Annotated in this window: 20 protein-coding genes; 7 read left to right on the plus strand and 13 right to left on the minus strand. The window is 61.7% G+C overall.

Annotated elements, in window-relative coordinates:
• Positions 1 to 119: 119 nt before the first annotated feature.
• Positions 120 to 1,127 (plus strand): porphobilinogen synthase, encoded by a 1,008-nt coding sequence (hemB, locus tag BR41_RS21735; RefSeq protein WP_035061549.1) that lies wholly within the window; start codon positions 120 to 122, stop codon positions 1,125 to 1,127.
• 151 nt (positions 1,128 to 1,278) lie between these two features.
• On the opposite strand, the gene BR41_RS21740 is transcribed toward hemB, so the two are convergent.
• From BR41_RS21740 to BR41_RS21760, 5 genes are all read right to left on the minus strand, one after another.
• On the minus strand, positions 1,279 to 2,424 hold the full coding sequence (locus tag BR41_RS21740; RefSeq protein ID WP_035061552.1) for a metallophosphoesterase: 1,146 nt from the start codon (positions 2,422 to 2,424) through the stop codon (positions 1,279 to 1,281).
• Between the two features lie 141 nt (positions 2,425 to 2,565).
• The gene (locus BR41_RS21745; protein WP_035061555.1) at positions 2,566 to 2,901 is read right to left on the minus strand and encodes a hypothetical protein; all 336 of its coding nucleotides are present in this window, start codon (positions 2,899 to 2,901) and stop codon (positions 2,566 to 2,568) included.
• A 103-nt stretch (positions 2,902 to 3,004) separates the two neighbouring features.
• A complete protein-coding gene (locus BR41_RS21750; protein WP_035061557.1) occupies positions 3,005 to 3,880 on the minus strand; it encodes a DMT family transporter in 876 nt (291 codons plus the stop codon).
• Positions 3,881 to 3,979: 99 nt separating this feature from the next.
• Entirely contained in the window at positions 3,980 to 4,462 is a 483-nt protein-coding gene (locus tag BR41_RS21755) for a hypothetical protein (protein ID WP_035061560.1), read from the minus strand.
• Positions 4,463 to 4,548: 86 nt separating this feature from the next.
• Positions 4,549 to 5,334 (minus strand): substrate-binding periplasmic protein, encoded by a 786-nt coding sequence (locus tag BR41_RS21760; RefSeq protein WP_035061563.1) that lies wholly within the window; start codon positions 5,332 to 5,334, stop codon positions 4,549 to 4,551.
• A 171-nt stretch (positions 5,335 to 5,505) separates the two neighbouring features.
• On the opposite strand from BR41_RS21760, the gene BR41_RS21765 reads away from it, so the two are divergent.
• On the plus strand, positions 5,506 to 7,443 hold the full coding sequence (locus tag BR41_RS21765; RefSeq protein WP_035061566.1) for a methyl-accepting chemotaxis protein: 1,938 nt from the start codon (positions 5,506 to 5,508) through the stop codon (positions 7,441 to 7,443).
• Positions 7,444 to 7,638: 195 nt separating this feature from the next.
• Here the strand turns inward: BR41_RS21765 and BR41_RS21770 are convergent, their stop codons facing one another.
• Positions 7,639 to 8,790: a hypothetical protein gene (locus BR41_RS21770; RefSeq protein ID WP_035061569.1), complete on the minus strand. Its 1,152-nt coding sequence runs from the start codon at positions 8,788 to 8,790 to the stop codon at positions 7,639 to 7,641.
• Positions 8,791 to 8,860: 70 nt separating this feature from the next.
• Entirely contained in the window at positions 8,861 to 11,887 is a 3,027-nt protein-coding gene (locus BR41_RS23355; protein WP_051711600.1) for a response regulator, read from the minus strand.
• Positions 11,888 to 12,435: 548 nt separating this feature from the next.
• Between BR41_RS23355 and BR41_RS21780 the strand changes: the two genes are divergently transcribed.
• On the plus strand, positions 12,436 to 12,960 hold the full coding sequence (locus tag BR41_RS21780; RefSeq protein ID WP_051711603.1) for a DUF6622 family protein: 525 nt from the start codon (positions 12,436 to 12,438) through the stop codon (positions 12,958 to 12,960).
• Between the two features lie 200 nt (positions 12,961 to 13,160).
• On the opposite strand, the gene BR41_RS21785 is transcribed toward BR41_RS21780, so the two are convergent.
• The 6 genes from BR41_RS21785 to BR41_RS21810 all read right to left on the minus strand — a co-directional run bounded on the left by BR41_RS21785 (position 13,161) and on the right by BR41_RS21810 (position 19,304).
• A complete protein-coding gene (locus tag BR41_RS21785) occupies positions 13,161 to 14,366 on the minus strand; it encodes an acetylornithine transaminase (RefSeq protein WP_051711605.1) in 1,206 nt (401 codons plus the stop codon).
• A gap of 405 nt (positions 14,367 to 14,771) precedes the next feature.
• Positions 14,772 to 15,806, minus strand: a complete 1,035-nt coding sequence (gene rtcA, locus BR41_RS21790; RefSeq protein WP_035061571.1) for an RNA 3'-terminal phosphate cyclase — start codon at positions 15,804 to 15,806, stop codon at positions 14,772 to 14,774.
• Between the two features lie 168 nt (positions 15,807 to 15,974).
• Entirely contained in the window at positions 15,975 to 16,784 is an 810-nt protein-coding gene (locus BR41_RS21795) for a nucleotidyltransferase domain-containing protein (RefSeq protein ID WP_035061688.1), read from the minus strand.
• Between the two features lie 45 nt (positions 16,785 to 16,829).
• Positions 16,830 to 17,696 (minus strand): hypothetical protein, encoded by an 867-nt coding sequence (locus BR41_RS23360; protein WP_051711609.1) that lies wholly within the window; start codon positions 17,694 to 17,696, stop codon positions 16,830 to 16,832.
• A 4-nt stretch (positions 17,697 to 17,700) separates the two neighbouring features.
• Complete coding sequence (locus tag BR41_RS21805; RefSeq protein ID WP_156970872.1) at positions 17,701 to 18,918, minus strand: RtcB family protein; 1,218 nt, start codon at positions 18,916 to 18,918, stop codon at positions 17,701 to 17,703.
• Between the two features lie 23 nt (positions 18,919 to 18,941).
• Positions 18,942 to 19,304 (minus strand): zinc-ribbon domain containing protein, encoded by a 363-nt coding sequence (locus tag BR41_RS21810; protein ID WP_245616038.1) that lies wholly within the window; start codon positions 19,302 to 19,304, stop codon positions 18,942 to 18,944.
• A 222-nt stretch (positions 19,305 to 19,526) separates the two neighbouring features.
• On the opposite strand from BR41_RS21810, the gene rtcR reads away from it, so the two are divergent.
• The 4 genes from rtcR (at position 19,527) to BR41_RS21830 (ending at position 24,423) form a co-directional block, all read left to right on the plus strand.
• Positions 19,527 to 21,125 (plus strand): RNA repair transcriptional activator RtcR, encoded by a 1,599-nt coding sequence (rtcR, locus tag BR41_RS21815; protein ID WP_035061577.1) that lies wholly within the window; start codon positions 19,527 to 19,529, stop codon positions 21,123 to 21,125.
• A gap of 46 nt (positions 21,126 to 21,171) precedes the next feature.
• Entirely contained in the window at positions 21,172 to 21,810 is a 639-nt protein-coding gene (locus BR41_RS21820; RefSeq protein WP_035061579.1) for a HugZ family pyridoxamine 5'-phosphate oxidase, read from the plus strand.
• Complete coding sequence (gene rstA, locus BR41_RS21825) at positions 21,811 to 22,530, plus strand: two-component system response regulator RstA (RefSeq protein ID WP_035061582.1); 720 nt, start codon at positions 21,811 to 21,813, stop codon at positions 22,528 to 22,530.
• Positions 22,531 to 23,118: 588 nt separating this feature from the next.
• Positions 23,119 to 24,423 (plus strand): ATP-binding protein, encoded by a 1,305-nt coding sequence (locus tag BR41_RS21830; RefSeq protein ID WP_169741352.1) that lies wholly within the window; start codon positions 23,119 to 23,121, stop codon positions 24,421 to 24,423.
• The last annotated feature ends 362 nt before the right edge of the window (positions 24,424 to 24,785 follow it).

Raw genomic sequence — 24,785 nt, forward strand, 5'->3', positions numbered from 1 at the left:
TCCTACACAATTCGTCTGGCGAATTCATGTCAATTAACGGGGTCCGGCCCTACCAGATGCTGCGGTAAAATCCCCGCACCCTCCCTCTTCCTCATTGCCCTCCCACAAGGATGCCTCCCATGAGTTTCAACCGCGCCCACGCCACTTTCCGCCCCCGTCGCATGCGTCGTGACGAGTTCTCCCGCCGCCTGATGCGCGAGAACGCCCTCACCCCGGCCGATCTGATCCTGCCGGTGTTCGTGCTGGATGGCGCGGGGCGTGAGGAAGACGTGGCGTCGATGCCGGGCGTGAAGCGGCAGAGCATCGATTTGCTGCTCAAGACTGCGGCCGAAGCCGTCGAGCTTGGCATCCCGGCGCTGGCGCTGTTCCCGGTGATCGACGGCCCGCTCAAATCACTGGATGCGGCGGAGGCCTGGAACCCGGCCGGGCTGGTGCCGCGCACCATCAAGGCGCTGAAAGCCGCTTTCCCGGAACTCGGCGTGATTACCGATGTAGCGCTGGACCCGTACACCACGCACGGGCAGGACGGCATCATTGATGACAGCGGTTACGTGATCAACGAAGTGACCGTGACGGCGCTGGTCAAGCAGGCGCTTTGCCATGCCGCCGCCGGCGCAGACATGGTCGCCCCCAGCGACATGATGGATGGCCGCGTTGGCGCGATCCGCGCCGGGCTCGATGCCGACAAACACATCCACACCCGCATCCTCGCCTACTCGGCCAAGTACGCTAGCGCCTTCTACGGCCCGTTCCGCGATGCGCTCGGCACTGCCGGCACGCTCGGCAAGGGCAACAAGTACACCTACCAGATGGACCCGGCCAACAGCGACGAAGCGCTGCATGAAGTGGCGCTCGATCTGCAGGAAGGCGCGGACATGGTGATGGTGAAGCCGGGCATGCCCTACCTCGACATCGTGCGCCGCGTGAAGGACGAATTCGGCGTGCCGACCTTTGTGTATCAGGTGTCCGGCGAATACGCGATGCTGCAGGCTGCCTTCCAGAACGGCTGGCTGAACCGCGAACAGGTGATCATGGAAAGCCTGCTGGCGTTCAAGCGGGCCGGAGCAGATGCGGTGCTGACTTACTTTGCGATTGAGGCGGCGCGGGTGTTGCAGGCGCAACGCTGAAATCAAAAATTGTAGGAGCGAACTTGCTCGCGATTACTCAGGTCTGCAGTGGTCATCGAAGCAATCGCGCGAGCAAGCTCGCTCCTACAATGTTTTCTCGCCGTCTCTCTGAACCGCTGTGGTTCAAGATTTTTGCTGTGGCCGTTGTCGTTTACGCCGCCACCAACCGCAACCGCGTAATTTCCGACGGCGCACCAAAACGCTTCGGCGGCCCCCAATACCCCGTGCCCCGGCTGGTATAGACCCAGAGCTGATTCAAGCGATGCAAGCCAGCGGTATACGGTTGCTGAAACCGCACGAACAGATTCCACGGCCAGAACTGCCCGCCGTGGGTATGGCCGGATAGCTGCAAATCGAAACCCGCCGCTGCGGCAGCGGGTGCGCTGCGTGGTTGGTGGGCCAATAGCACCTTGGGGCCGGCCACGGGCGGCGCGCCGGCCAAGGCGGCAGTGGGATCGCTACGTTGCGCCGGGTCGAATTGCTCGGCGCCGTAGTCGGTCACACCCGCCACCAGCAAAGTCTTGCCGTCGTGATCCAGCACCACATGCTCGTTCAACAGCACGTGCAAGCCGAGCCGCCGCAACTCCGCCACCCAAGCCGTCGCGCCGGAGTAATACTCGTGATTGCCGGTCACGAAATACGTGCCGTGCCGGGCCTCCAAACGGGCCAGCGGCGCGGTATGCGGGGCGAGTTGCTGCACGCTGCCGTCGATCAGGTCGCCGGTAATTGCCACCACATCCGCATGCAGCCCGTTCACCGTATCGACAATCGCATCGAGATAGCCACGCTTGATCGTCGCCCCGACGTGGATATCGCTGAGCTGCGCAATGGTGAAGCCGTTCAACTCCGCCGGCAGGCCGATAATGGGGACATCTACATTGACGACCTGCGCCCGGCGGCGCGCATTCACCAAGCCGATCAAGGTCGCCAACACCGCCAACGCGACCACCGCAATCGCCGACCAGGGCACAACGACCGCGGCCAGTGAAGTCGGCATGAAGAAGCCCGCCAGCAACAGCGCGATATCACGCAGGAAAGTAAGCACCAGCAGTGACGAGAACAAACCCATCATCAGCATGCCCGCCCAGGCCAGACGATCCGCCAACGGCTGCTGCTTGATGGAGCGGGACATCATCAGGCCAATCGGGATCAACAACCACGACAGCGCCAACCAGAGCGCCCCGCCAATCCGACCGGCCAAACCGATGGGTAAATCCGGCAGCAGCTGATAGCCGATATAGGCGTGCAACAACGCCAACAAGCTGGCGGCGACAATGACAAAGCGACTGGGTCGCATCGATATCCCTTTGATCTGACAACGGTTTAACCACGATGCGCGTGGTCATGCGGTCACAAGATCATGAGGGGCGATGCGGGGAATTCAATCCCGGGTGTCGAGATGAGGCGACGCGAGGTACATCGCCAGAAGAAACATTGGCTAGCTCAAAAACGCCACGAACAGCGTCAGCAAACTGGCGATCGTGATGCCGCCAACGGTGGCATTCAGCCAGAACATGCCGCGCCAGAAGCGCGATGGAAGCTGCCGGAACCGGCCGCTGCGGGTCAGCGCCCAAATGTCGCCCACGAACGCCATCGCCATGTCCTGATCGACCCAGAATGTCTGGCTGTCCGTGCGGGGCAGCAGGTTGCTGTAGTTGCGCTCCATGTAGTCGAACAGGACGCGTGACAGGATCAGCAGCAAAAAGAAGCCGCAGAAAGCGCCGGATACGCAGACCGGCAAAATGACGTCGAAAAAGATGGGGCTTTTGATCATGTGGCCTACCCTTGGTCACCCGTGCGCGAAACATATCCGCATAGCATAAGCGACCGGCCGGCGGGCGAGTTGTCCGATCTTGCGCTTTTTAGGCTCGTGCCAACTACTCCGGCGCAGGCAACGGTGGCGTCAGCGCAATCAGCAAAGCCGCACCGAGAATGGCGGCACCACCCAGCCACTGCAGCGCAGTCAGCGGCTCCGCCAACAGGCACGCAGCGAGGACGACGCTGACGACCGGCTCCAGCGTAGAGAGGGTCGATGCTTCCGCCGCGCGCAGGCGATCCAGCCCGGCCAGGAAAGTGAAGATGGCGACCACGGTGGAAACCAGCGCAATCGCGCCCGTCGCCAGCCAGCCGCTACCGTGCTGCGGCCAGTGCGGGGTAGCAAACAGGGTGGACGTCCACAACGCCAGCGCCGCAGCAATCATCACCACACTCGCGGCCGGCAATGCCCCCACTTTGGGCGTTAGCTTGGCCCCGGCCAGGATATAGCCCGAGTAGATGAAAGCGGTGGCTAGCCCAAACGCGATACCGAGCAACTTGCCCTCCGCCCCGTTGCCGATGGTCAGCACCAAGCCCACGCAGGCCAGCAGCAGCGCGAACATCGCCCGCTTGCGCAGCCTCTCGTGCAGGAACAGCGCCGAGATCACGGTAACGATGACCGGGTAGAGGTAAAGCAGCAGCGCCGCCATGGCGGCAGAGGCGTAACGCAACGCCGAGAAATAACAGAACGCCTGCGCGGTATAGGCCAAGCCCATCAAGGCAAGGCCCGCCAGCACCCGCCCCCTTGGCCAACGCGCGCCGCGCCAGAGCATGATCGCCAGCATCACGAGGCCAGCCACGCCGAAACGCACCAGCAGCAAGCCTTGCGTATCGACGCCATCGCGATAGGCCCAGGTGCCGAAAATCGGCATCAGGCCAAATGAACACGCCGAGACAAGAATCAACAGAATGCCGAAAGCACGGCGTGAAGCGAACATGGTGGCTGAGTCAGGTTTGCGGAAAAAACCGAGTATGCCGTGTGAATGCTGCGATTGCAGCGAGTCGCGGTAGAAATGGGGGAACCGGGATACGGCGGCTCAGGCCCGGACGTCGATATGCCCGCTCGCCACAGCCGGCTCATCCGTACTCGCCACGCTGCCTGATGCCACCACGACCGCTGGCCTGACAGTGGCACCGCGCCGCTTGGGCGTGTGCGCATGGCGTTGCCGGACTTCGCTCAGGGTGGCCTGCAGTTGCACGAACAAGCGGATGGCCATCTCCTGCTCGCCCAATTGCAAGGCTTGCTCCACCTGGCCGAGCAGATCGAGCAATAACGCATCATCCGCAGAGGGGGTGACTTGCCCAGACTGGATGGCACGGGCCAATTTGCGGATCAGCGCGGGATAGATGCGCCGGGCCGCCGGCAGATTCGCATTGGCCAGCGCCTGGGCCAGCTGCGGAAACGCGTTCTGCACACCCATCTGGCATAGGCAGGACATCTGCTCCGCCACATTGCCTTGCTGCGCCGCGCCAATCAGGTACGCCCGCAGCGCCTCGGCGCTTGGAGTCGTGACAAGCATCGAGCCTCTCCTGCATTCGCCATACACCCGCTACCAGTTTGCAACCTGAAAGCGGCTTCGGCAAATGAGAACACAGAGGCGCAGACCTACTGCGCATAGGTCGGCACATAGCGCCGGATGATGGCCTGCAAGGTGCCGTCCTTGCGCATCTGCGCCAAGGTCTCGTCGATCCGGGGCATCAAGGCGGCGTAGGGCGATTCCTTGCGAATCAACAGATAGAAGCGGGCGCTGTCGATCTGCAGCGGCAGTTGCTCCAGCTGGCCGGCCAAACCAAGCCGCCGGCTGTAGTAATCCACCACGAAATCGTTATCCACCGTGACATCGCCATGCAACGCGGCCAGCCGGCGCAAGGTGGTTTCCAGCGACAAGGTGTAGTCCACGTTCAGCCCTTGCAGATGCGTTTTGACCCAGCCATTGCCGATGTAGGTCACCACCTGATAGCCCGCCAATCCCGGCAGCGAGTTCACCCGGCGCAGTGCGGCCAAAGCCGGGTGTGTTTTGACGGTAAAGGCGTGCTGGGGAATATCCAGTATCGGTGCCGAGCCTGGCACCAGTGCGGCCAGACGCGCCGGGGTGAGCTGGGTGATGAAGCCATCCGCCCCGCCAGCCTGGATCACTTGCTGGGCACGCGCCCATGGATAAAACGCGTGCTGCAGCGGCACGCCCATGCGCTTATGCAGCGCCTCCTCCAGCACGTCGATGTCGATCCCGGTCATCTTGCCGTTTTCCAGATAGGAAATCGGCGGGTAATCCTCGCCGTAAACCAGCTTGAGCGGTTCGGCGGCGGCAGCGGGCAACGCAACCACCAATGCGAGTAATACAGCACAAATAAGCTGGGCTTTCATGGCAGCGGAGATCGCAAGCAAACGCATGGCAATGTCTGAGCATAGGCCAGTTTGCTTACGAATTATCTGCATAGCATAGTCGTTGCCGCTAACATGCTTACAGGCATCCGTCGTGGGCTTGATCAGCATCCGAAACAAATACGGCATGCCGCGACTGGCACCGCTAAAACAAGAAAGTAAGCCGAGGGAGGCAGTACCATGTTTCACCATTGGTCCATCCGCAAGAAACTGCTCGTCAGCGTGGTCTTGATCCTGCTGGCATCACAGCTGATCGCCGCGCTGGTGTTGGGATCGCTGTTCCGGGGTGCAATGACGGAGCGCGTAGAGCACGGCGAACTCAAGCAAGCCGTGATGGCGATCCGCAACGATCTGGATAAATCGCTGTCGGTGCCGGTGCAAGTGGCGGGCGATATCGCCAGCAACAGCTATCTGCTCGACTGGATCGCTGGCGGCGAACCGGAAACCGGCATCCCGGCGTGGCAGAAGTACGCCAAGAAGGTGAAAGCCGCCACCGGTTACCCGATCGTCTCCTATGTCTCCGAAACCGGTCGCAAGTACTACGACGATGAACACGGCTTGCTGCGCAAGCTCGACCCGGCCTCGGACGGCTGGTTCGATGCCTTCATGAAGAGCGGCAAGAAATACGAATTCAACCTCGGCATCGAGCCGGGCAAGCCGGTGATGATGTTCGTCAACTCGCTGGCGGACGACGGCCAGGGCCACCGCGCCAATGCCAGTGTCGGGCTGGATGTGACCGAGATGGCCAACCGTATCCGCAACACTGCCATCGGCCAGTCCGGGCAGGTCTACGTGGTGGACGAGGCCGGCAAGATCCAGATTCACCGCGACCCGGCACTGGTGAAGGTGAGCGACAAGGTCGATATGCGCAGCTTGTCCGGCGTCGGCGATGTGGCGACGGCGCTGCTCACCAAGGGCGACTTCAATCTGGCGCACTACAACGGCCCGCAAGGCGCGACCGTGATCGCTTCCAGCTATCTGCCGGTGGCCGGCTGGTATGTGGTGGTGGAAATGCCGCAGGCGGAAATCAACGCCACCGTGAACCGCACCATGGTCTGGCTAGCGGTGGTGGACGGCATTGCGCTGGTGATTTCCATTGCGCTCGTCATCACCCTGGTCGGCACCATCACCCGCCCGCTGGCCCGCCTGCGCGACGCCATGAAGAGCCTCGCCAGCGGCCAAGGCGACCTGACCGTGCGGCTGGATGCCAATAGCGGCGACGAAATCGGCGAGATCGCCGGCAGCTTCAATACCTTCATGGGGCAATTGCGCGAGATGTTCCTGCGCGTGAAGGAAGGCACCGGCCACCTCACCACCGGCGTCGCCAGCATCAACGAAATGACGACCCGGCTCGCCAAGGACTCGCAGCACAACGCCGATATGGCCAGCGCCACGGCAGCCACCATCGAGGAAATCACCGTCTCGATCGGGGTGATCGCCGACAACACGCAAAGCGCCACCAACGCCGTGAACGAGGCCGGCAATGTCTCGGCCGCCAGCGCGCAATCGGTGGCGCGGGTGGCGGATGAGATCGGGCAGGTGGCCGCATCGATGGACAAGCTCAGCGGCGTGATGAGCGGGCTGGAAGCCAGCAGCCAGAAAATCGCCTCCATCGCGGACGTGATCAAGGACATCTCCGACCAGACCAACCTGCTGGCGCTCAATGCCGCCATCGAAGCCGCCCGCGCCGGCGAGCAGGGCCGCGGCTTTGCAGTGGTGGCGGATGAAGTGCGCAAACTGGCCGAGCGCACCGGCAAGGCCACCATCGAGATCGCCGACATGGTGCGCAACATGCGCAGCGAATCCGGCGATGCCATGCAGCACGCCGAGCACACCAGCAAGGCAGTGCAAACCGGCGTCGGGCTGGTGGAGCACGCCATTCGCGATATCGAATCGATCCAGGGCCTGATGCATTCGGTGGTGCAGACCACCACCGACATCCGCGATGCCGCCGTCGAGCAATCCAAAGCAACGGAATTGATGGCGAAACGGGCGGAGCAGCTATCCACCCGCGCGCAGGAAGAAGACGAAGACATCCGCCGCACCTCCAGCGTGGTGCAAGACCTGGGCCGGCTGGCGGATGATTTGCGGGGGTTGGTGGGGCGGTTCCGGCTTTAAAACCACTCATCCTACGAGCTTAAGGAATTTGTTCCCTCTCCCATTTATGGGAGAGGGTTAGGGTGAGGGGGCAATGCTAGCTTGTGCAACCCTCCCCCCCGGCCCCTCTCCCATAAATGGGCGAGGGGAGCACTTCAGATGAGTAACATTGGCCCATACGGCCGGTTTTTCTTTGGCGTTACGTCAGCACGACACCTACATCGCCCCCACCGTCGTGCACTTCGCCACCGCCTGCGCCTGCGTCAGATTGCGGATCGAGGTATAGAACAGCTCGCAGGCCGGCACGCTGTTGGCGGGCCATTTCTGTTTGCAGCGATCGAGCGCGGCGCTTGGGCTGCCGGCCGGGTCGCCACCCATGTTGGCTTGCCAGCAAGAGGCGGTCAGATCCTGGTTCATCACCTTCAGTCCGACTTCATCGGCTTTTTGCACATTGCCACCGTATTGCTTCGGATCAGCGGCGTACCAGATATAGCTCGGGTGATTGGCACCGAGTACCGGCACGGTGCGGCCCGCTACCGGCTGGATGCTGGTCAGCGTCAGCACATTGACCGGCGGCAGCTTGAACTCTTGTGCCAGCCAGGCCCGGGCCGGGCCGCCGAACGCCACCATGGGCTTGGGCGGGCGGCTTGAATCAGGATAGGCAGTCCATTGCTGCAGCAGCTCCACCGTGTAATCACTGAAATAGTCATAGACGCCTTCCAGCGCGGAGCCGGCATTGGCCGGGGCGGCAATCGGGGCGATATCGACGATGGTCTGGTAGCTGAAGGTGACTGCCGGCGGCACGCCATTCACCGTCAACAGGCTGGCCCAGCGCTTGGTGGTCGCGGCTTGCAGGTAATCCTGCGTTTGCGTCATCACCGTATCGGGCGGGAAGTGCAGCAGTTGTACGGTCGGGTTGTTGCGCATGGCAAAACCGAGCGGCAGGAAGAAGTACCAGTCGCTTTGCCATTTGCCGGCGGCCTTGAGCTTCTGCGCATCGGCATAGCCCAGATCGCCCGTCTTCAGAAAGCGCTGAATGACATTGCTGTAGTCGGCCGGCACGTTGCTGATAGCGGCATAGACCTGCCCGCCCTCGGACATGACCTTCACCTGCGCATTGAGATAGCCGTCACGCTGCACGCTCAGGTTGAAATAGTGCTCCACCGTCGCTTCCAGCGTTGGCGGCGGGGTGGGGCATTTATCGAGGCAATTGGGATAGGAAAACAGGGTGGTCACGCGCTGGGTGCTGCCCAGCGGCACCGTGATACTGCCGGTGGTCGCGGGCGGCTGCGTGGCACAGCCAACCAGCCCGACCACGATGGCGGCAAGGGTGAGGACAACCGGAAAACGACGCTGAATCCAATTCATGCTGATCTCCTTGTGCTTGCTATTGAACCCGGCGCTCGGCGTTCGTGACGGCGAACCTCGCCCCCACCACTCATCCCCGTTTGCCGGCTTGCTGTTGCAGACCGCCTTCCACCATGCCGGCGGGGGGAGCGGCCTCCAGTTGCCTGAGCGATGCCATGACTTCTTCCAGCGCGGCCCGCACGGCGTCGATCCCTTCTGCGCAGTCGGCATCGGCCTGCGCAGCGGTCGCTTCCAGCGCTTCCGCACTGCGGGTCAGGGCCGGTGCGCAGATATAGCGGCCGACTGATTTGAGCGAATGCGCCAACCGCTGCACTTCATTGCGCTGACCAGCCGCATAGGCCAGCTCGATCGTCTGTGCGGTATCGGCGTGGTTGTGCAGGAAATTGAACAGGATATTGAGATAGCGTCCGGCGCTGAGCCCGACCTGCTCGCAACCGGCCGCGAGATCCATGCCGGGCAAGGTCGGCCACGGATTGGCGGCGGGCGGCAATGATGGGGCCAGCGGTTCGGTCGCCGCGCGGATCGGGTCGGTGACACCGACGGCGGGGCGGCGATCGATCCAGCGTGCCAGCGTGTTGTGCAACTCGGTGGCGCGGAATGGCTTGGCCAGATAGTCGTTCATGCCGGCCCCGATGCACTGCTCGCGGTCGCCCGCCAGTGCGTGGGCGGTCATGGCGATGATGGGCAGATCGCGCAGCTCGTCCTTGGCGCGGATGTGGCGGGTGGCGGTCAGCCCGTCCATCAGCGGCATGTGGATGTCCATCAGCACTGCGTCGTAGTGGTTTTGCTGCAGTTTGCGGATCGCCTGCAGGCCGTTTTCGGCGGTATCGACTTCCGCCCCGGCGATATCGAGCAGCTCCTGGGCGATCTGCCGGTTGATGGCGTTGTCTTCCACCAGCAGGATGCGCGCACCGCGCAGGTTCGCCTCGGCCGAACTGGTACTGGCCGTCTCGGACAACGTCCGCTCCGGCGATTCGAGCCCGGCACCGGTGAAGGCGGTATCGAGCGCCTCTTGCAACAACGCCTCGGTCGTTGGCTTGAGCAGAATGGCATCCGGTTCGATGTCATGCATCTTGCGGCGAATCGCATCACGGTGCCCGACCGTACCCAGCATCACCAGCGGCATGCTGCCGAGCAAGGGGTCGAGGCGGATTTGCCGGGCCAGCTCGCCGCCATCCATCGCGGGGGCCGCCGCCAGCGTGGCGTTGGGCCGCGCCAGCTGCCAATCGATCAGCACCATATCGAACGGCGCCGCGCGTTCCGTTTCATGCAGCAACAGACCGATGGCGGCCTCGGCGGAATCCGCCACTTCGACGCGGCAGCCAAAGCGCCGCAGCAGGCCGTACAGCGTGGCCCGGGCCATGGCGTTGTCGTCGACCACCAGCATCCGCTTGCCCAGCCAGACCCCATCCCGGTCACAGGCGGGCGCATTGTCGATCACATCGAGCTCAATGGTGAAATTGAAGCAGCTGCCGAAACCGGGCTCGCTATCGACCCAGATCTTGCCGCCCATGGATTCGATCAGCTGCTTGCAGATCGCGAGGCCCAGTCCGGTGCCGCCATAACGGCGAGTGATGGTTTCATCGGCCTGCGCAAACGCCTGGAACAAGCGGCCGCGTTGTTCGGAGGAAATACCGATGCCCGAATCGGCCACCGCGAACAGCAAGCGCACCTTGTCATCTTCACGCTGGGCGACCGTCACCAGAATGATGACCTCGCCATGTTCGGTGAACTTGATCGCGTTATTGGTCAAGTTGAGCAACACCTGCCCCAGCCGCATGGCATCGCCGTTGAGCATGCGCGGCACATCGGCGGCGATATCGAACACCAGTTCCAGATTCTTGCTTTCCGATTTCAGGCCAACCAGATCGCCCAATTTGCCGAATACGTCCTGCAGATTGAAATCGACGTGTTCCAGCTGCAGCTTGCCGGCCTCGATCTTGGAGAAATCCAGCACGTCGTTGACGATGTCCAGCAGCACATCGGCCGAAAGGCGGATTTTTTCCAGATAGTCACGCTGTTTGCGTGTCAGCTCACTTTGCAAGGCCAGCCCGGCCATGCCGATGATGGCGTTCATCGGCGTGCGGATCTCGTGGCTCATCCGCGCCAGGAAATCCGACTTGGCCTGATTGGCGTGCTCCGACTCGCTCGCGGCCTTTTGCAGCGCGTGCATCCAGTACATCACGTAGCGATAGCCGAGAAAGGACATGGCAAAGAACATGATCGCCATCACCCAATACACGGCGGAGGTCGAGGCCTCGATCATCTTGGACGCCAGCCGCCACCCCTCGATGCTTTCCTTCTGGCCGATCTGCGTTGCCACGCCGCGGCTGAGGTAGAACGACAACGTCAGATACAGATAAACGCCCGCCACCAACGTGATCACCGCCAGCGTGATCCACTTGCGCTCCGCCAGCGGGTTGATGCTGTGACTGGCGAACTGCCGATCGCGCCAGCGGCAGATCAACTGGCTGCCCAAGGCCATCAACACCCCGGTCAGCAGGATGGTCTGCAGGAAATTGCCGACCCACCAGCCCTGCCAGATGCCGAATGCCTCATGCACGCCAAGCGAATTGGTAAAGGTCCAGATGAAGGAGCCGGTAGCGCTGAATACGGCGCTGAAGAACGCCAGCAGCCCAAAGAACACCAGTGAGTTGACCGAGCGCAGGTCATACGAGATCGGCAAGGCGCGATACGCCACCACCAGAATCGCCAAGCCCAAGGGATTGGACAGCGCGAACAGCGCCGCCCAGCCGGTTGGCATGCCGGAGTACAGCGACAACACGAAGGTCGCGAGCCAAGCCGGAATCGCGCCCCACCAGAAGCCGAACCACAGCACCCAGAGCGTACAGATCATCAGCGGCGGGTAGACCGACACGTAGATATCGACCCCGCCGAAATGCAGCGGCAACCCCGACCACTGCCCTTTCACCGCCAGCACGCCCAACCCGACACTGGCCACGACCGAAATCAGCCAGGCACCCAGCAATAACAACCAATGAAAGGAAAGGCCATCCGACCACACCCGGGCGGGCGACAGCGGACGGTAGAACGCGAGGTTCGCGGTGGTATTTGGAAGACTGCCTGACTGAAGCATTGCCGTTCTGCCGCCTTGGCTCTATTGACGCACGCGAACCGGGCCATGCGAGTGCTGATTCTGGCTACGCGGCGGCTACGTCAGCAGCCCAAGGTCGCGCACCACCCTAATTAAGTGATAGTTCATGTTTTTTATGACACTAGCAAGGTTCACTCGCATTTCTCCGTCATGAATGTACGTTTCCTGCCACGGGAGTAATGGCAAGTAGCTGACATGATAAATACGCTTACTAATTGGTGAGGGGTGAGGGGTGAGGGGTGAGGGGTGAGGGGTGAGGAAGTAGTGTGCTCTCCTCTCACATCGGCGTGACTCACCGTCGTCCCGTAGGTTGGCGTTGAGCGCAGCGAAGCCCAACATGGGGTGCCAGAGATTGCGCCAATGCTGGGCTTCGCTGCGCTCAACCAACCTACCCAAGGGCTACAGGGTATGTCATTCACCGTCCTCCGCTGCAACTCATCCGCGCTATCCGCACCTCGTCGCAACGCATACTCCGTTGCATGCCAATCACATAAATTGCTCGCATCAACCACGCCGACGAGGTCATCGACATGTTCAGCCAAATCATCTCGCACACGCCCGTCTGGGTCTGGCTGGTGCTCGCCTTCCTGATTTATCGCGGCCTACAAGCCACGGCTGACCGCACGGCGCCGCTGCGCAAGCTGTTCATCCTGCCCATCGTCATGTTGTGCTTGTCGTTGCAGGGCATGATCGGCCACTTCGGTGGGCAGCTGGCGGTGTGGGCGACTTGGCTGGCTGGCGTTGTGGTGGCGGTGACGCTGATCATCGCCACCACCAGGCCGGGCACGGTTCATTTCGACCGCACCACCGGCTTGGTCTACAGCCGTGGCAGCTGGATGCCCCTGGTGTTGATGCTGGCGATTTTCAGCACCAAATACGTGACCGAAGTGATGATGGGCATGCGGCCGGAACTGGCTTCCACGCCCAGCTTCGCCCTCTGCGTGGCCGCGCTGTACGGCGTATTGATCGGCTTCATGCCGCGCACCCTGATCCGCATCGCCCTGCAAGCAGCACGCCCGGCACCGTTGCCTTTGCCGCTGGGGCGGCAGGTGTAGTTCAACCTACCTTGCACCTGTAGCCCGGACGGCTTGGCCGGCCGGGGTGACACCGTGATAAATATCACTTCGGCCGAGATTGAATACGTCAGCTGCCCCGGCCGGCCAAGCCGTCCGGGCTACGGATACGTGGTCGACAAGCGTAGCGTCAACTCCCCTCTCACACTTGTGGGAGAGGGGACAAAAATCCGCGGTTCTTTTTAAACCGCCTCAGCCAACGCGGCTGACACATGCTGCGACCGATGCACCGCCAGCACCTTGCCCAGCAGCGTCAATCCATGATCGATCTCCGCCGCCGTGCTATTGAGCGGCGGCATGAAGCGCAGGCAATGCGCACGTGGGGCGTTGAGCAGGAAACCATGTTCGCGAGCGGTTTCAACCATCTGCAGCGCGTCGTCGCTGCCCACTTCCAGCGCCACCAGCAAACCTTTGCCGCGCACTTCGCCCAGGCCAAAACGCGCGCTCAGCTGCCTGAGGCCAGCAGCCAGCTGCTCGCCACGCGCAACAACGTTCTCGATGAATCCCGGCGCAGCCAACACATCGAACACCGCCACGCCCACCGCGCACATCAACGGCGCACCGCAGAACGTGCCGCCCTGATCGCCGGGTGTGAACACGCAAGCATGCTGTTTGGCGAGCAAGGCCGAGATCGGCACGCCCGCGCCCAGCCCCTTGCCCAAGGTCATGATGTCCGGCTCGATGCCGTATTGCTGGTAGGCAAACAGACTGCCAGTGCGACCACAACCAGTCTGCACTTCATCCAGAATCAGCAGCAGACCATGCTCATCACATAGCGCACGCAAGCCTTGCATGAACGCGACGCTGGCCGGGTGCACGCCGCCCTCGCCTTGCACCGGCTCCAGCATGATCGCCACCGTTTGCGGGCCGATCAGCGCCTGCACACTCGCCAGATCATTGAAACGCGCCTTGGGGAAACCCGGCACCTGCGGCGGGTAATACACATCCCAACCCGGCTTGCCGGTGGCGCTCATCGTAGCGATGGTGCGGCCGTGGTAGCCGTTCACGAAGGTGATGATCTCGTACGCGCCGCCCTTGTTCAGCTGGCCCCACTTCCGTGCCAGCTTGATCGCCCCCTCGGTCGCCTCCGCCCCGGAGCTGGCGAAGAACGCCTGATCGAACACGCTGTTGTCCACTAGCCGCCGCGCCAGATCGAGCGCCGGCCGGTTGTAATACGCCGGGCTCGGGTTGACCAATGCCGTGGCCTGCCGCGCCAACGCCGCCGCCACAATATCCGGCGAATGCCCCAGCGCATTCACCGCCCAGCCTTGCACCCAATCCAGATACGCCAGACCCACCTCGTCGTACAGCCACGCGCCACGACCGCGCGTGAAGACGGTTTCCGGGCGGACGACAGTGTTCATGAGGACAGAGTGAGGCGATTGCATGGTGCGGCTCCTTAGTGGATTGATACTTTGGGGGTTGATGCTTCGGGGGTGATTGCGTTGGCGACGGACAAAAGAAAAGGGCCACGGTAAAAACCGTGGCCCTTTGTCTGGGTAAGCTGGCGGAAGGGGGCTTGGCCTGGTGGCTACATCCCGACTTCCGGCCCTGCGCATGCTCCAGACAACGCGCCACGGCCGCTACGGGCTCGTGCGGCGGCGCGGGTGCGTCGGGAGGAAATGGTCAGGGCGGAATTCATGACGTTGATATTGCTTAACGATTCGCGCTTGTGTCAACTAGAAAACAAACCGTAGGGCGCATTAGGCTGCAGGCCGTAATGCGCCGCATGGCAGTCCCTCGTTACAGGTTCGGCGCAATGCCCTACGGGGATTGCGCCCTACGGTTTGGAATCAGCCGGTGATGCGCACCAGCCAGCACGCCTCCCCCTGCTGCTCAATCACCGCATCCACCGGCAGGAATTTCGCGATCACCGCCAGATTGGTTTCCAGATGGCTGGATACCGCGTTGGTCGTAAACGAGCCACCACCCGCCAGCGCCAACGGCAAGGTCAGCTGATCCGCCAGATGTTCGCCCACCACCGCCGTGCTTTGCAGGTAACGCCACGCTTCATGCGCCACCCGATCTGCCACGCGCTCTGCCGGGATGCCCTTTTCGCCAAATGCCGTGAACAGCTCGGTGACGTTGTCGTGCGCGACTTCCAGCAACAAGGCGTTGCCGGGGCCTTCCCGCGCTGGCTGCTCGCGGATGCGGGCGTGATCACACGTCAGCTGCGACTGCAACCGCTCAAGCTCGCGCCGGGCGACATCGGTCGGCACCGCCGCAACAATCGCTTCAGCCCGAACGCGGGGCGTACCGATCCGCGCCAGCAGATGCAGCGGCGCAAGCTCGGCACAGGGCACCACCTGCGCCACCAGCTCGCCCCCGCCCGCCGGATAAAAACCGTGCCGCACCAGCTCGATTTGCGTTGTCACGCCCATTTGCCGCATCAAGGGCAACCAGGCGCGGATCAGGAAATCGGCCGGCGGCGCGAGCGGATTATGCGTGCCACCGCTCACGGTCAGCGTGGCTGGTGCATCGGCAAACCACAGCGCCGGCAACACCGTTTGCAGTACCAGCGTGCAACTCCCGGCCGTGCCAATGGCAAAGCGATAGTCGCCGCCGCGAATCTTGTCCGGTGCAAAAGTCAGCGTTTGCGAGCCGGGCACAGCGCCTTCCACCGTCGCCCCGCTGATCTGCGCTGCCGCCTGTACCGCCGTCAGATGCTGACGCAGCAAGCCCGGCTTTTGCCGTTTGGCGCGGATCTGGTCGATGCGGAACGGCGTGCCGGTGATCATCGACAAGGTGAGCGCCGAGCGCAGGATTTGCCCACCGCCTTCGCCTTGCGAGCCGTCGAGTTCGAGGAATGTATTTGCTGTGTTCTTCATTTGTTATATCTGACCACTCAAAGCGGCTTGCTTGTTAATTCCCCCCTTCCTCGAAGGGGGGCTAGGGGGGATTTCGACGGCATAGGCGCTAATCACAGCCGATACCAATATCCAACGTCGCCGAAATCCCCCTCAATCCCCCTTCAGAGAAGGGGGAGGCTTAAAACCTCAGCGCTTAAATGCCAACACCGTCTCCCGCAAAAACGCATCCAACGCCCCCGCCTCCCCTTCCGGCTTTTTGTAATCCGGGCAAAACTCCGCCCGTGCCAGTTCAGCCTCAATCAGCGCATGGATATGCGGCCGGCGCGGGCCATATTGCGATTCATTGGCCTGCATTTTCAGCGCCAGCAAGGCGTTGATCTCGGCCAGCAAATCAACGTCATCCAGCGTACCCGCCACCAAGTCAGCAAAGCGCATCGGCGGCATGCCCAGCCCGGCATCGATCCATTTCACCGCCAGCAATGGCCGCAATACGTACAGGTATTTCTTGTAGCGCACCGTGTCGCTCTGCAGATAGCCACGGAAATTCTTCTTCGCCATCGCCAGATAGTGATGCCGCCCTTTGAGTGGCGAGAAGAATTGCGGTGCAAGCGCACGCAAAGCGGCGATCGTCTCGGCGTCTTGTCGATACACCACCGGTGAATCGAGCCACTCCAGCAAGGTCGGATTCGAGCGGCGCAAGAGCTGAAGCGCCTTGCGCAATTCCCAGCCGCTGACGTCCAGCTCGTCCGAAATCGGTAACTCGATCACATCGCGCTGCGGCTCGACGCGCAAATACCAGTCGAGCCGATGCACGTAGATGAAACGCACGTCGTAATCACTATCCGGCGAGGCAAAACCCCAGCCGCGACTGCCGGATTCGCAGGCGAACAGCACTTTGACGTCGTGACGTTGTTCGATAGCGGCAAGTTCGGTCAGGACGCGGGCACGGATTTCTTCGGAGATCGGGTGGGCGCTGAGTATTCGTTCATTGGTCATTTTGTTTTTCTCCTGCACCAATCCCATTCGTTCCATTCATTGTGTTCAAGAACTGGGCCAATCCCTTGCCCAATTCGATGGTTCCACGCGTTGTGGTCGCATTTCGGAAAAATCAGCCAACATTCGCCATTCCAGCGTTGCGGCGGATGGTTGGTCGCAGACGAACAATTGCCCGTTGCGCGAGAAAACCAACCGTTGCCGCTGATCGAAATCAGCAAAATCAGCAGCCCCGATTTCGGTATCGCCGTGCACGTTACTGACGACGAAGGACTCAACCGTTCTTGCTGCGCGCCGTGGTTGTTTTTCGCTGCGGGCGTGGCTCAACAAGCGAATCGCGCCATTTCCAACGGTTTTTGGGTGGGAGAAATCGCCTAACGGGTCATGCTCGTCTTCACTGGCAATGCATTGCCAATCACTGCGCAACGCCTTCTGCGCTGCCATCCAGACACCGTGCGGGCCATCGTGCGTTTGCACACTGACACCTCGCGGCAAATGGTCAGCATGTGCTTGCAACTTCGTAGCAGGGATATCCAGCTGCACCTCTCGATGCCCGGTAAATATCCCGCCGCCGCACAAACCGTCATGCGGCCACAAAGCCAGTGCGGTAAAAAACGGCGGCCGGCTCAAGGCCGTCCAGGTATCGCTGCCGACTTCAGCCAGCGTGCGCGCCCCGCCTTTGCGGGCGACGTAAAGCAACAGCTCGCCGTCGTCCGAAAGATCGCTCATGTCGGCGTAGATGCGCCCCCTGAACCATTGCCCACACTCGAACGTATCGTTGGCAGTGTTCCATTTGATCATTTGCGCCCAACCGGTCGGCTCCCGCCGCAACAGCACTGCAACGGGAGCCTGACTGGCGAGCTTGATGCTCAAACGGCACGAGGGCGCGGCCTGCCTCAATGCTTCTTCGGCCATTTCCCTAACCCTTCACACACACCACCTGCCGCAAGGTATGCACCACTTCCACCAGCGAAGCCTGCGCCGCCATCACCGCATCGATATCCTTGTACGCCATCGGAATTTCATCGATCACGTCCTCGTCCTTCCGGCACTCCACCCCGGCCGTAGCACGAATCTGGTCGTCGACGGTGAAGCGACGCTTGGCCTCGTTCCGGCTCATCGTCCGGCCCGCGCCGTGGCTGCAAGAGCAGAACGCCTCTTCATTCCCCAACCCGCGCACGATGAAGCTCTTCGCGCCCATCGAGCCCGGAATGATTCCCAGCTGGCCCTTTTGCGCCGAGACCGCGCCTTTCCGCGTAACCAGCACTTCACGGCCGAAGTGGGTTTCCTTCTGCACATAGTTGTGGTGGCAATTCACCGCTTCCAGGCTGGCCTCGAACGGTTTGGTGATCACCTTGCGCGCCGCGTTGATGACGTTTTGCATCATGGTGGCGCGGTTCCGGCGAGCGTAGTCTTGCGCCCAACCGACGGCTTCGACGTAATCATCGAAGTGCTGGCTACCTTCTTCGAAGTAGGCCAGATCGCGATCCGGCAGGTTGGCGATGTGCTGACGCATATCGGCCTGGGCCAGTTCGATGAACAGGTTACCGATGGCATTCCCGACCCCGCGTGACCCGGAGTGCAGCATGAACCAGACGCGGTCGGCTTCATCCAGACAGACCTCGATGAAGTGATTCCCCGTTCCCAAGGTCCCCAAGTGCTTGTGGTTATTGGTGTTCTTGAGCTTGGGGTACTTATCGGTGATGCGCTTGAAGCCGGGGGCCAGTTCGGCCCACATGGCATCGACGGTTTCCGGCGGCGTATTCCACGATCCCTTATCCCGTGGGCCACGGGTACGGCCATGCGGTACGGCGGCTTCGATGGCGCTACGCAGGCCGGCCAGATTATCCGGCAGGTCTTTGGCGGTGAGCGTGGTGCAGGCCGCCATCATTCCGCAGCCGATATCGACCCCGACAGCGGCCGGGATGATCGCGCCTTCAGTGGGGATCACGCTGCCGATGGTCGAACCTTTACCCAAGTGCACGTCCGGCATCACGGCCAGGTGCTTGAAGATGAACGGCATCTTGGCGGTGTTCATCAGTTGCTGTTGCGCTGCCGGCTCGACAGGCACGCCGTTGGTCCAGAGCTTGATCGGGGCACCGTCTACGACGGTGAGGGTATTGAAATCTTGTGTCATGTCATTTCTCATTTTCGAATTGCCTATCTAATTCTTTGGCCGGCCAGCCGACGCTCACGGCGGCAGTTCAGGCAACGCACTGCAGTTGAATACACATAGCCCTTGGCGGTTTCGAACCACCATTGCTGTTGCGATGCCAGCCAGACTTGTTTCGCGCCGCAATCACGGCAAATAAAGCACAGGTCTTCGTAGTAACCCCGGCGCAGGAATTCAGGTTGGCCGTAGCTGTTGTTCGCGGCCAGCGCCGCCGGGTTCACGAGGACGCTGCCCTTCGGGCGCGGTACGACAGGTGTCGGGGCGACGGTGTTTGCCTGCTCCCGCCTGATCTTGCGGCGCGCCATGATGGCAGACCGCTTTTGCTTGCCGCTCAACACGAACGGTTTCATTGCATTCTCCTTTAGCCGCAGCCTGACTGCTTCTGTGCGACGCCTACTTCTATGCGAAGGTCGTGCCAGTCTGCTTGACCGGGCGTGAATCAGTTGCACATCCCATTGATATAAAAAGGAAAGTATTCATTTTCCGATACCGACCCCATGCGCAAAACCATTTCCACATTGCCAATAAAACGCGATTAAAATATCCAGACTTATAAATTTGGATACATCTGCATGAAGAAAACCGTCGTCATCGGCTTTCTTGGCACCGTGCTCGACTACGCCGGCCGGGGCCAGCAGCGTTGGGAGAAGTGGCGGCCGACGGTGGGTCTGTGCCAGCAGGACGATCTGGTGGTGCATCGGCTGGAGTTGCTGCACGACGAACGCAGCCGGGGGCTGGCGGAGCGGGTGCGGCTGGATATCGAAACGGTGTCGCCGGAAACCACAGTGCGGCGGGTGGAGACGACGCTCGCCAACCCGTGGGATTTCGAGGAGGTCTATACCGCGCTTCATGACTTCGCCCGCGGCTACGCCTTCGATACCGAGCATGAGGAGTACCTCGTGCACATCACCACCGGCACACACGTGGCACAGATTTGCTGGTTCCTGCTGACGGAGGCGCGTTACCTGCCGGCGCGGCTGATCCAGACTTCGCCGCCCAAGAAGAGCGAAGGCCAGCAGACGCCCGGCACGTATTCGCTGATCGATCTCGATCTATCGCGCTACAACCAGATCGCCGGTCGTTTCAAGCGCGAACACGAAGAAACGGTGTCTTTCCTCAAGGCCGGCATCGCCACGCGCAATGCGGCGTTCAACCGGATGATCGAGCAGATCGAGCAGGTAGCGGCCAAATCGAAAGCGCCGATGTTGCTGATCGGGCCGACTGGCGCGGGCAAGTCCTTCCTCGCTCGTCGCGTGTACGAATTGAAGAAGGCCCGCCATCAATTGACCGGCCAGTTCGTGGAAGTGAGCTGCGCCACGCTACGTGGCGATAGCGCGATGTCGGCGCTGTTCGGCCACGTGAAGGGTGCGTTCACTGGTGCGCAGACCGAGCGGGCCGGTTTGCTGCGGGCGGCGGATGGCGGCTTGCTGTTTCTGGATGAGATCGGCGAGCTGGGGCTGGATGAGCAGGCGATGCTGCTGAAGGCCATCGAGGAGAAACGCTTCTTCCCTTTCGGTAGCGACAAGGAAGTGAGCAGCGATTTCCAGCTCATCGCCGGCACCCATCGCGATCTGCGGCAATGGGTGGCGGACGGGCGCTTTCGCGAAGACTTGTATGCGCGGATCAACCTGTGGACGTATGCATTGCCGGGGCTGGCGGCGCGTGGCGAGGATATCGAGCCCAATCTCGATTTCGAATTGACGCGCTTTGCTCGCGAACAGGGCGAACAGGTGCGCTTCAACGTCGAGGCCAAGCGGCGCTATCTGGTGTTCGCGGCGTCGAGCGAGGCCCGCTGGCCGGGCAATTTCCGCGAGTTGTCGGCCTCGGTGACGCGTATGGCGACGCTGGCTGAGCACGGCCGCATCACCGAGGACGTGGTCGATGAGGAAATCGGCCGCTTGCAAGGGAGCTGGGGCGATGGGATGGATGCCTCCCCGCTTGATGAGGTACTGGATGCCGACACGCTCGCCAGCCTGGATCTGTTCGACCGGCTACAACTGGAAGCAGTGATCGCCGTCTGCCAGCAAGCCAAATCGTTATCTGAAGCCGGGCGCACCCTGTTCGCCGCCAGCCGGCAAGACAAGAAGCAAGCCAACGATGCCGACCGCTTGCGCAAATACCTGGCCCGCTTTGGGCTGGACTGGAAACAACTCAAAATGGCGGCGTCATGATCGACGGCAGTCTCAATCCACCACCTCAATCCACAATGGCTACACGATGACCGAACTCGCCCTTGCCGCTCAGCAGTTGCTACGCCGTTGTCGTCACGGCGCGTTGGCGACGCAATCGACCGTGCTGCCGGGCTATCCGCATGCGTCGCTGCTGCCGTATGCCTGCGCGCTGGATGGCTCGCCACTGTTCGTGATCAGCCAGTTGGCCGAGCACACGCAGAACCTGCTCGCCGATGCTCGGGCCAGTCTGCTGGTGCATGAATCGATCGACGGATCAGTGCTAACGCAGCCACGGCTCACGGTGTTGGGCCGGGTGGAGCGTGACGACGATGCGGCCAATCTGGCGCGCTTGCTGCGCTACCAGCCGGATGCCGCGCGTTATCTGCAACTGGGTGATTTTGCGCTTTACCGGATGCACATCGAGCGGGCGCGGTATATTGCCGGTTTTGGACGGATGGGCTGGTTGACCGGGCCAGAGCTCGGTTCAGGCTGGCAACCCAGCACCGAGGATGAGGCCAGTTGTCTGGCGCAACCGGTCGGCGGTCAACGTGGCGAGCCGCTCGGCGTTGATGCCTACGGGCTGGACTGGCTGCAAGACAATCGCATCAAGCGTTTCGATTTCGCGCAGCCGGCCGCATCCGTCGCTGAAATGATTGCGCAGGCACAGACCTGCCGGGAGGACTAAGTGTCGCAACGCATCCTGTTTGTAGAAGATGATTCCGAGCTGGCCGAGCTGATCGGCGGCTTTTTGCGCTCGTTCGAATTCACGGTCGACCACCGTCTCGACGGCAACGGCGTGGTGGAGTCAGTCCGGGAATCCCCCCCCGAACTGGTGCTGCTGGATGTGATGCTGCCGGGCAAGGATGGCCTGACCATCTGCCGCGAGTTGCGCACCTTCTATACCGGCCCGATCGTGATCCTCACCTCGCTCAACAGCGATATGAACCAGATTCTGGGCTTCGAGATCGGCGCGAACGATTACGTGGTGAAAACCACGCCGCCGGCGGTATTGCTGGCCCGCATCCGCGCCCACCTGCGCCAGACAGCCGGCTCGCCGACCTCGCCCGCCCCCGCACCGGCGCCAACATCGATCGTCAATTTCGGCCAGTTGCAGATCGACGTCCGCAACCGCACCGCCACCTATCAGCACGAGCCGCTGCATCTTTCCACCGGCGACTTCGACCTGCTGTGGGAGCTGGCCCGCCACGCCGGCGACATCCTGAGCCGCGATCATTTGCTGAAAACCCTGCGTGGCATCGAGTACGACGGGCTGGATCGCAGTATCGACGTGGCGATTTCACGCTTGCGCAAAAAGCTGGGCGACGACCCGAACGAGCCGCGCAAGATCAAGACGATCCGCCACAAGGGGTATCTGTTTGCGACGGATATCTGGTGGCAGGAATAAGCACCAAGCCGCCTTTCCAGTATTTGTAGAAGCAGATCGGCTCCCGATTCCCCGTAGCCCGGACGGCTTTGCCGGCCGGGGTGACGCCACCGCAAGTGTCTCTGCAGCCGGAATTTGATGCGCAGCGGCCGTGGGTAGGACTTGATCGACAGCGGCCCCGGCCGGAATTTGATCCGCAGCGGCCCCGGCCGGCTAGCCGTCCGGGCTACGGGAACGAGGTCAGGCAATACAATCGCGAGCAAGCTCGCTCCTACAATCTACAAATTCAGCTCATTGCATCCTGCTACCACCGCAAGCGTTTCGGCCTGCATTCGCCCGTGAACGCGAAAGAGCGCCGCAGACAGTACGTTTGGTACGGCAAGGCGCGATAAGATTCTTCCCAAATACACAACACAGATTCCGCTTTGCATTCGGTCGTGAACGCGAAGGCGAGTCGCAAAAGCGCCGCAGGAACAGCTACGGCAGATAATCAAAACCCACTGCGTTTCGGCCTGCATTCGCCCGTGAACGCGAAAGAGCGCCGCAGACAGTACGTCTGGTACGGCAAGGCGCGATGACAAAGCTCACGGGCGAATGCAGGTCGAAACCATGCGCAAGATTTTTCTGAGGTTCTACTTCACCGTCGTCGTCAGCTTCCTGATCTCTTCGCTGGCGATCGGTGCGATCTACAAGCAATTGCTCGAACGCACCAACGAGCATTACTTGTCCGATATCTTCCAGACCACCATCAGCATCGTCGAATCCGAGCTGGGCGATCTGCCGCAATCGCTGTGGCACGATGAAATCAAGCGCTTGCGCGCCAAGCTGCCGGTGCCGGTGCAGATCGAAACGCTCGATACCTACATCCTCAACGCCGACAACAAACGCTCGCTCGCCGATGGCGACATCATCCTGCTGGAAGACCGCGGCCTGTATCTGCACCGGATTCCGGATACGGAACTGATGGTCACGCTGGGGCCAGTGCCCTTCCTGGAGCGGATCGACAATATCTCCTGGCCGGACATCATCGCGCTGGCCTTGATGTGCCTGGCGCTGGGGATTCCAACATGGCTGTGGTTGCGGCCGTTCTGGCGCGATCTGCTGGCGCTGGTGCGGCAAAGTCGCAAATTCGGCGCGGGTGAGTTTTCTGCCCGGGTCGCGCTGGGAGCGGGGTCGCCACTCGGGCCGCTGGGCGCGACGTTCAATCGCATGGCACATGATGTCGAAGAGCTATCCAGCAGCCGGCAAGCGATGATCGACGCCATCTCACATGACGTGCGCACGCCGCTGGCCCGCCTGCGGTATCGCCTTGAGGCCCTCAAGGCGGGCGCCGCGGCAGAGGCGCAAATTGCTGGCATCGAGCGGGATCTGGAAAACATCGATCAGCTGGTCGAAGAGTGGCTGACGTTGCGTCGCCTGGAACACCAGCGCTTCAAGATGGAATTGCAGCCGCTGGAAATCGTGCCGTGGCTCAGCAACCAGTTGACCGAGCTGGCCACCGGCGGCAACGCCATCCCGCTTTACAACCAGACCCAAGTGAAGGCGCCGTGGGTGGAGGCAGATAGCTATTACCTCTCCCGCGCACTGGGCAATCTGGTGAGCAATGCCCGGCGCTATGGTCGCGGCCAGGTGGAAGTCTCGCTGGAATGGCGAGAGGGATGGCTGCGCATCGCCGTGGATGACAACGGCCCCGGCATCCCGCAAGCGGCGCGCAGCCGCCTGCAGCAACCGTTCGAACGTCTGGAAGGCAGCCGCAATCAAGCCACCGGCGGCTATGGCCTCGGCCTGACCATCGCCCGCATGGTGATGAGCGGGCACGGCGGCGACATCCGCATCGAAGACGCCCCGCTGGGCGGCGCCCGTGTGGTGCTGACCTGGCCAGTCGCGCTGCGCGACGTATCGAAGCTGGTGTAAGTCACCGGCTTTGAATGCAGCACCGGGTCTTTAGCGGGACCGTACTTGGCAGGGGCTTGGCGGGGTAAAACGCAACCTATGCACCCCGGCCAAGCGGATGCTGATCACAGCAAGAAAGCCCGTGTACGTACATGCGGTTACACGTCGCTACCAAGCATGCATCGACCCCCGGCGCGCGACACGGTTAAATCCGCCTCAATCAACACCGATTGTGTTGTCCGATTTCCCTTCGAGGATTACCGAAATGAAGAAACTGTTTGCTGCTCTGGTTGCTGGCGTGTTCGCCACTGCCGCTGGCTTCAGCGTTGCTGCTGATGCTTCCGCTGCTTCCACCGTGAAGCCGGTCAAGGTTCAACACCACA

The organism is Andreprevotia chitinilytica DSM 18519, assembly GCF_000711875.1.
Classification (GTDB): domain Bacteria; phylum Pseudomonadota; class Gammaproteobacteria; order Burkholderiales; family Chitinibacteraceae; genus Andreprevotia; species Andreprevotia chitinilytica.

Bases quoted from the DNA above. Each gene is read 5' to 3' on its own strand.
- rtcR (WP_035061577.1), top strand. From the start codon at position 19,527: ATGAAGAAAACCGTCGTCATCGGCTTTCTTGGCACCGTGCTCGACTAC.
- hemB (WP_035061549.1), top strand. From the start codon at position 120: ATGAGTTTCAACCGCGCCCACGCCACTTTCCGCCCCCGTCGCATGCGT.
- BR41_RS21740 (WP_035061552.1), bottom strand. From the start codon at position 2,424: ATGCGACCCAGTCGCTTTGTCATTGTCGCCGCCAGCTTGTTGGCGTTG.
- BR41_RS21780 (WP_051711603.1), top strand. From the start codon at position 12,436: ATGTTCAGCCAAATCATCTCGCACACGCCCGTCTGGGTCTGGCTGGTG.
- BR41_RS21795 (WP_035061688.1), bottom strand. From the start codon at position 16,784: ATGACCAATGAACGAATACTCAGCGCCCACCCGATCTCCGAAGAAATC.
- BR41_RS21750 (WP_035061557.1), bottom strand. From the start codon at position 3,880: ATGTTCGCTTCACGCCGTGCTTTCGGCATTCTGTTGATTCTTGTCTCG.
- BR41_RS21830 (WP_169741352.1), top strand. From the start codon at position 23,119: ATGCGCAAGATTTTTCTGAGGTTCTACTTCACCGTCGTCGTCAGCTTC.
- BR41_RS21770 (WP_035061569.1), bottom strand. From the start codon at position 8,790: ATGAATTGGATTCAGCGTCGTTTTCCGGTTGTCCTCACCCTTGCCGCC.
- BR41_RS21745 (WP_035061555.1), bottom strand. From the start codon at position 2,901: ATGATCAAAAGCCCCATCTTTTTCGACGTCATTTTGCCGGTCTGCGTA.
- BR41_RS23355 (WP_051711600.1), bottom strand. From the start codon at position 11,887: ATGCTTCAGTCAGGCAGTCTTCCAAATACCACCGCGAACCTCGCGTTC.
- BR41_RS21820 (WP_035061579.1), top strand. From the start codon at position 21,172: ATGACCGAACTCGCCCTTGCCGCTCAGCAGTTGCTACGCCGTTGTCGT.
- BR41_RS21810 (WP_245616038.1), bottom strand. From the start codon at position 19,304: ATGAAACCGTTCGTGTTGAGCGGCAAGCAAAAGCGGTCTGCCATCATG.
- BR41_RS21755 (WP_035061560.1), bottom strand. From the start codon at position 4,462: ATGCTTGTCACGACTCCAAGCGCCGAGGCGCTGCGGGCGTACCTGATT.
- BR41_RS21765 (WP_035061566.1), top strand. From the start codon at position 5,506: ATGTTTCACCATTGGTCCATCCGCAAGAAACTGCTCGTCAGCGTGGTC.
- BR41_RS21785 (WP_051711605.1), bottom strand. From the start codon at position 14,366: ATGCAATCGCCTCACTCTGTCCTCATGAACACTGTCGTCCGCCCGGAA.
- BR41_RS23360 (WP_051711609.1), bottom strand. From the start codon at position 17,696: ATGGCCGAAGAAGCATTGAGGCAGGCCGCGCCCTCGTGCCGTTTGAGC.
- BR41_RS21760 (WP_035061563.1), bottom strand. From the start codon at position 5,334: ATGCGTTTGCTTGCGATCTCCGCTGCCATGAAAGCCCAGCTTATTTGT.
- rtcA (WP_035061571.1), bottom strand. From the start codon at position 15,806: ATGAAGAACACAGCAAATACATTCCTCGAACTCGACGGCTCGCAAGGC.
- BR41_RS21805 (WP_156970872.1), bottom strand. From the start codon at position 18,918: ATGACACAAGATTTCAATACCCTCACCGTCGTAGACGGTGCCCCGATC.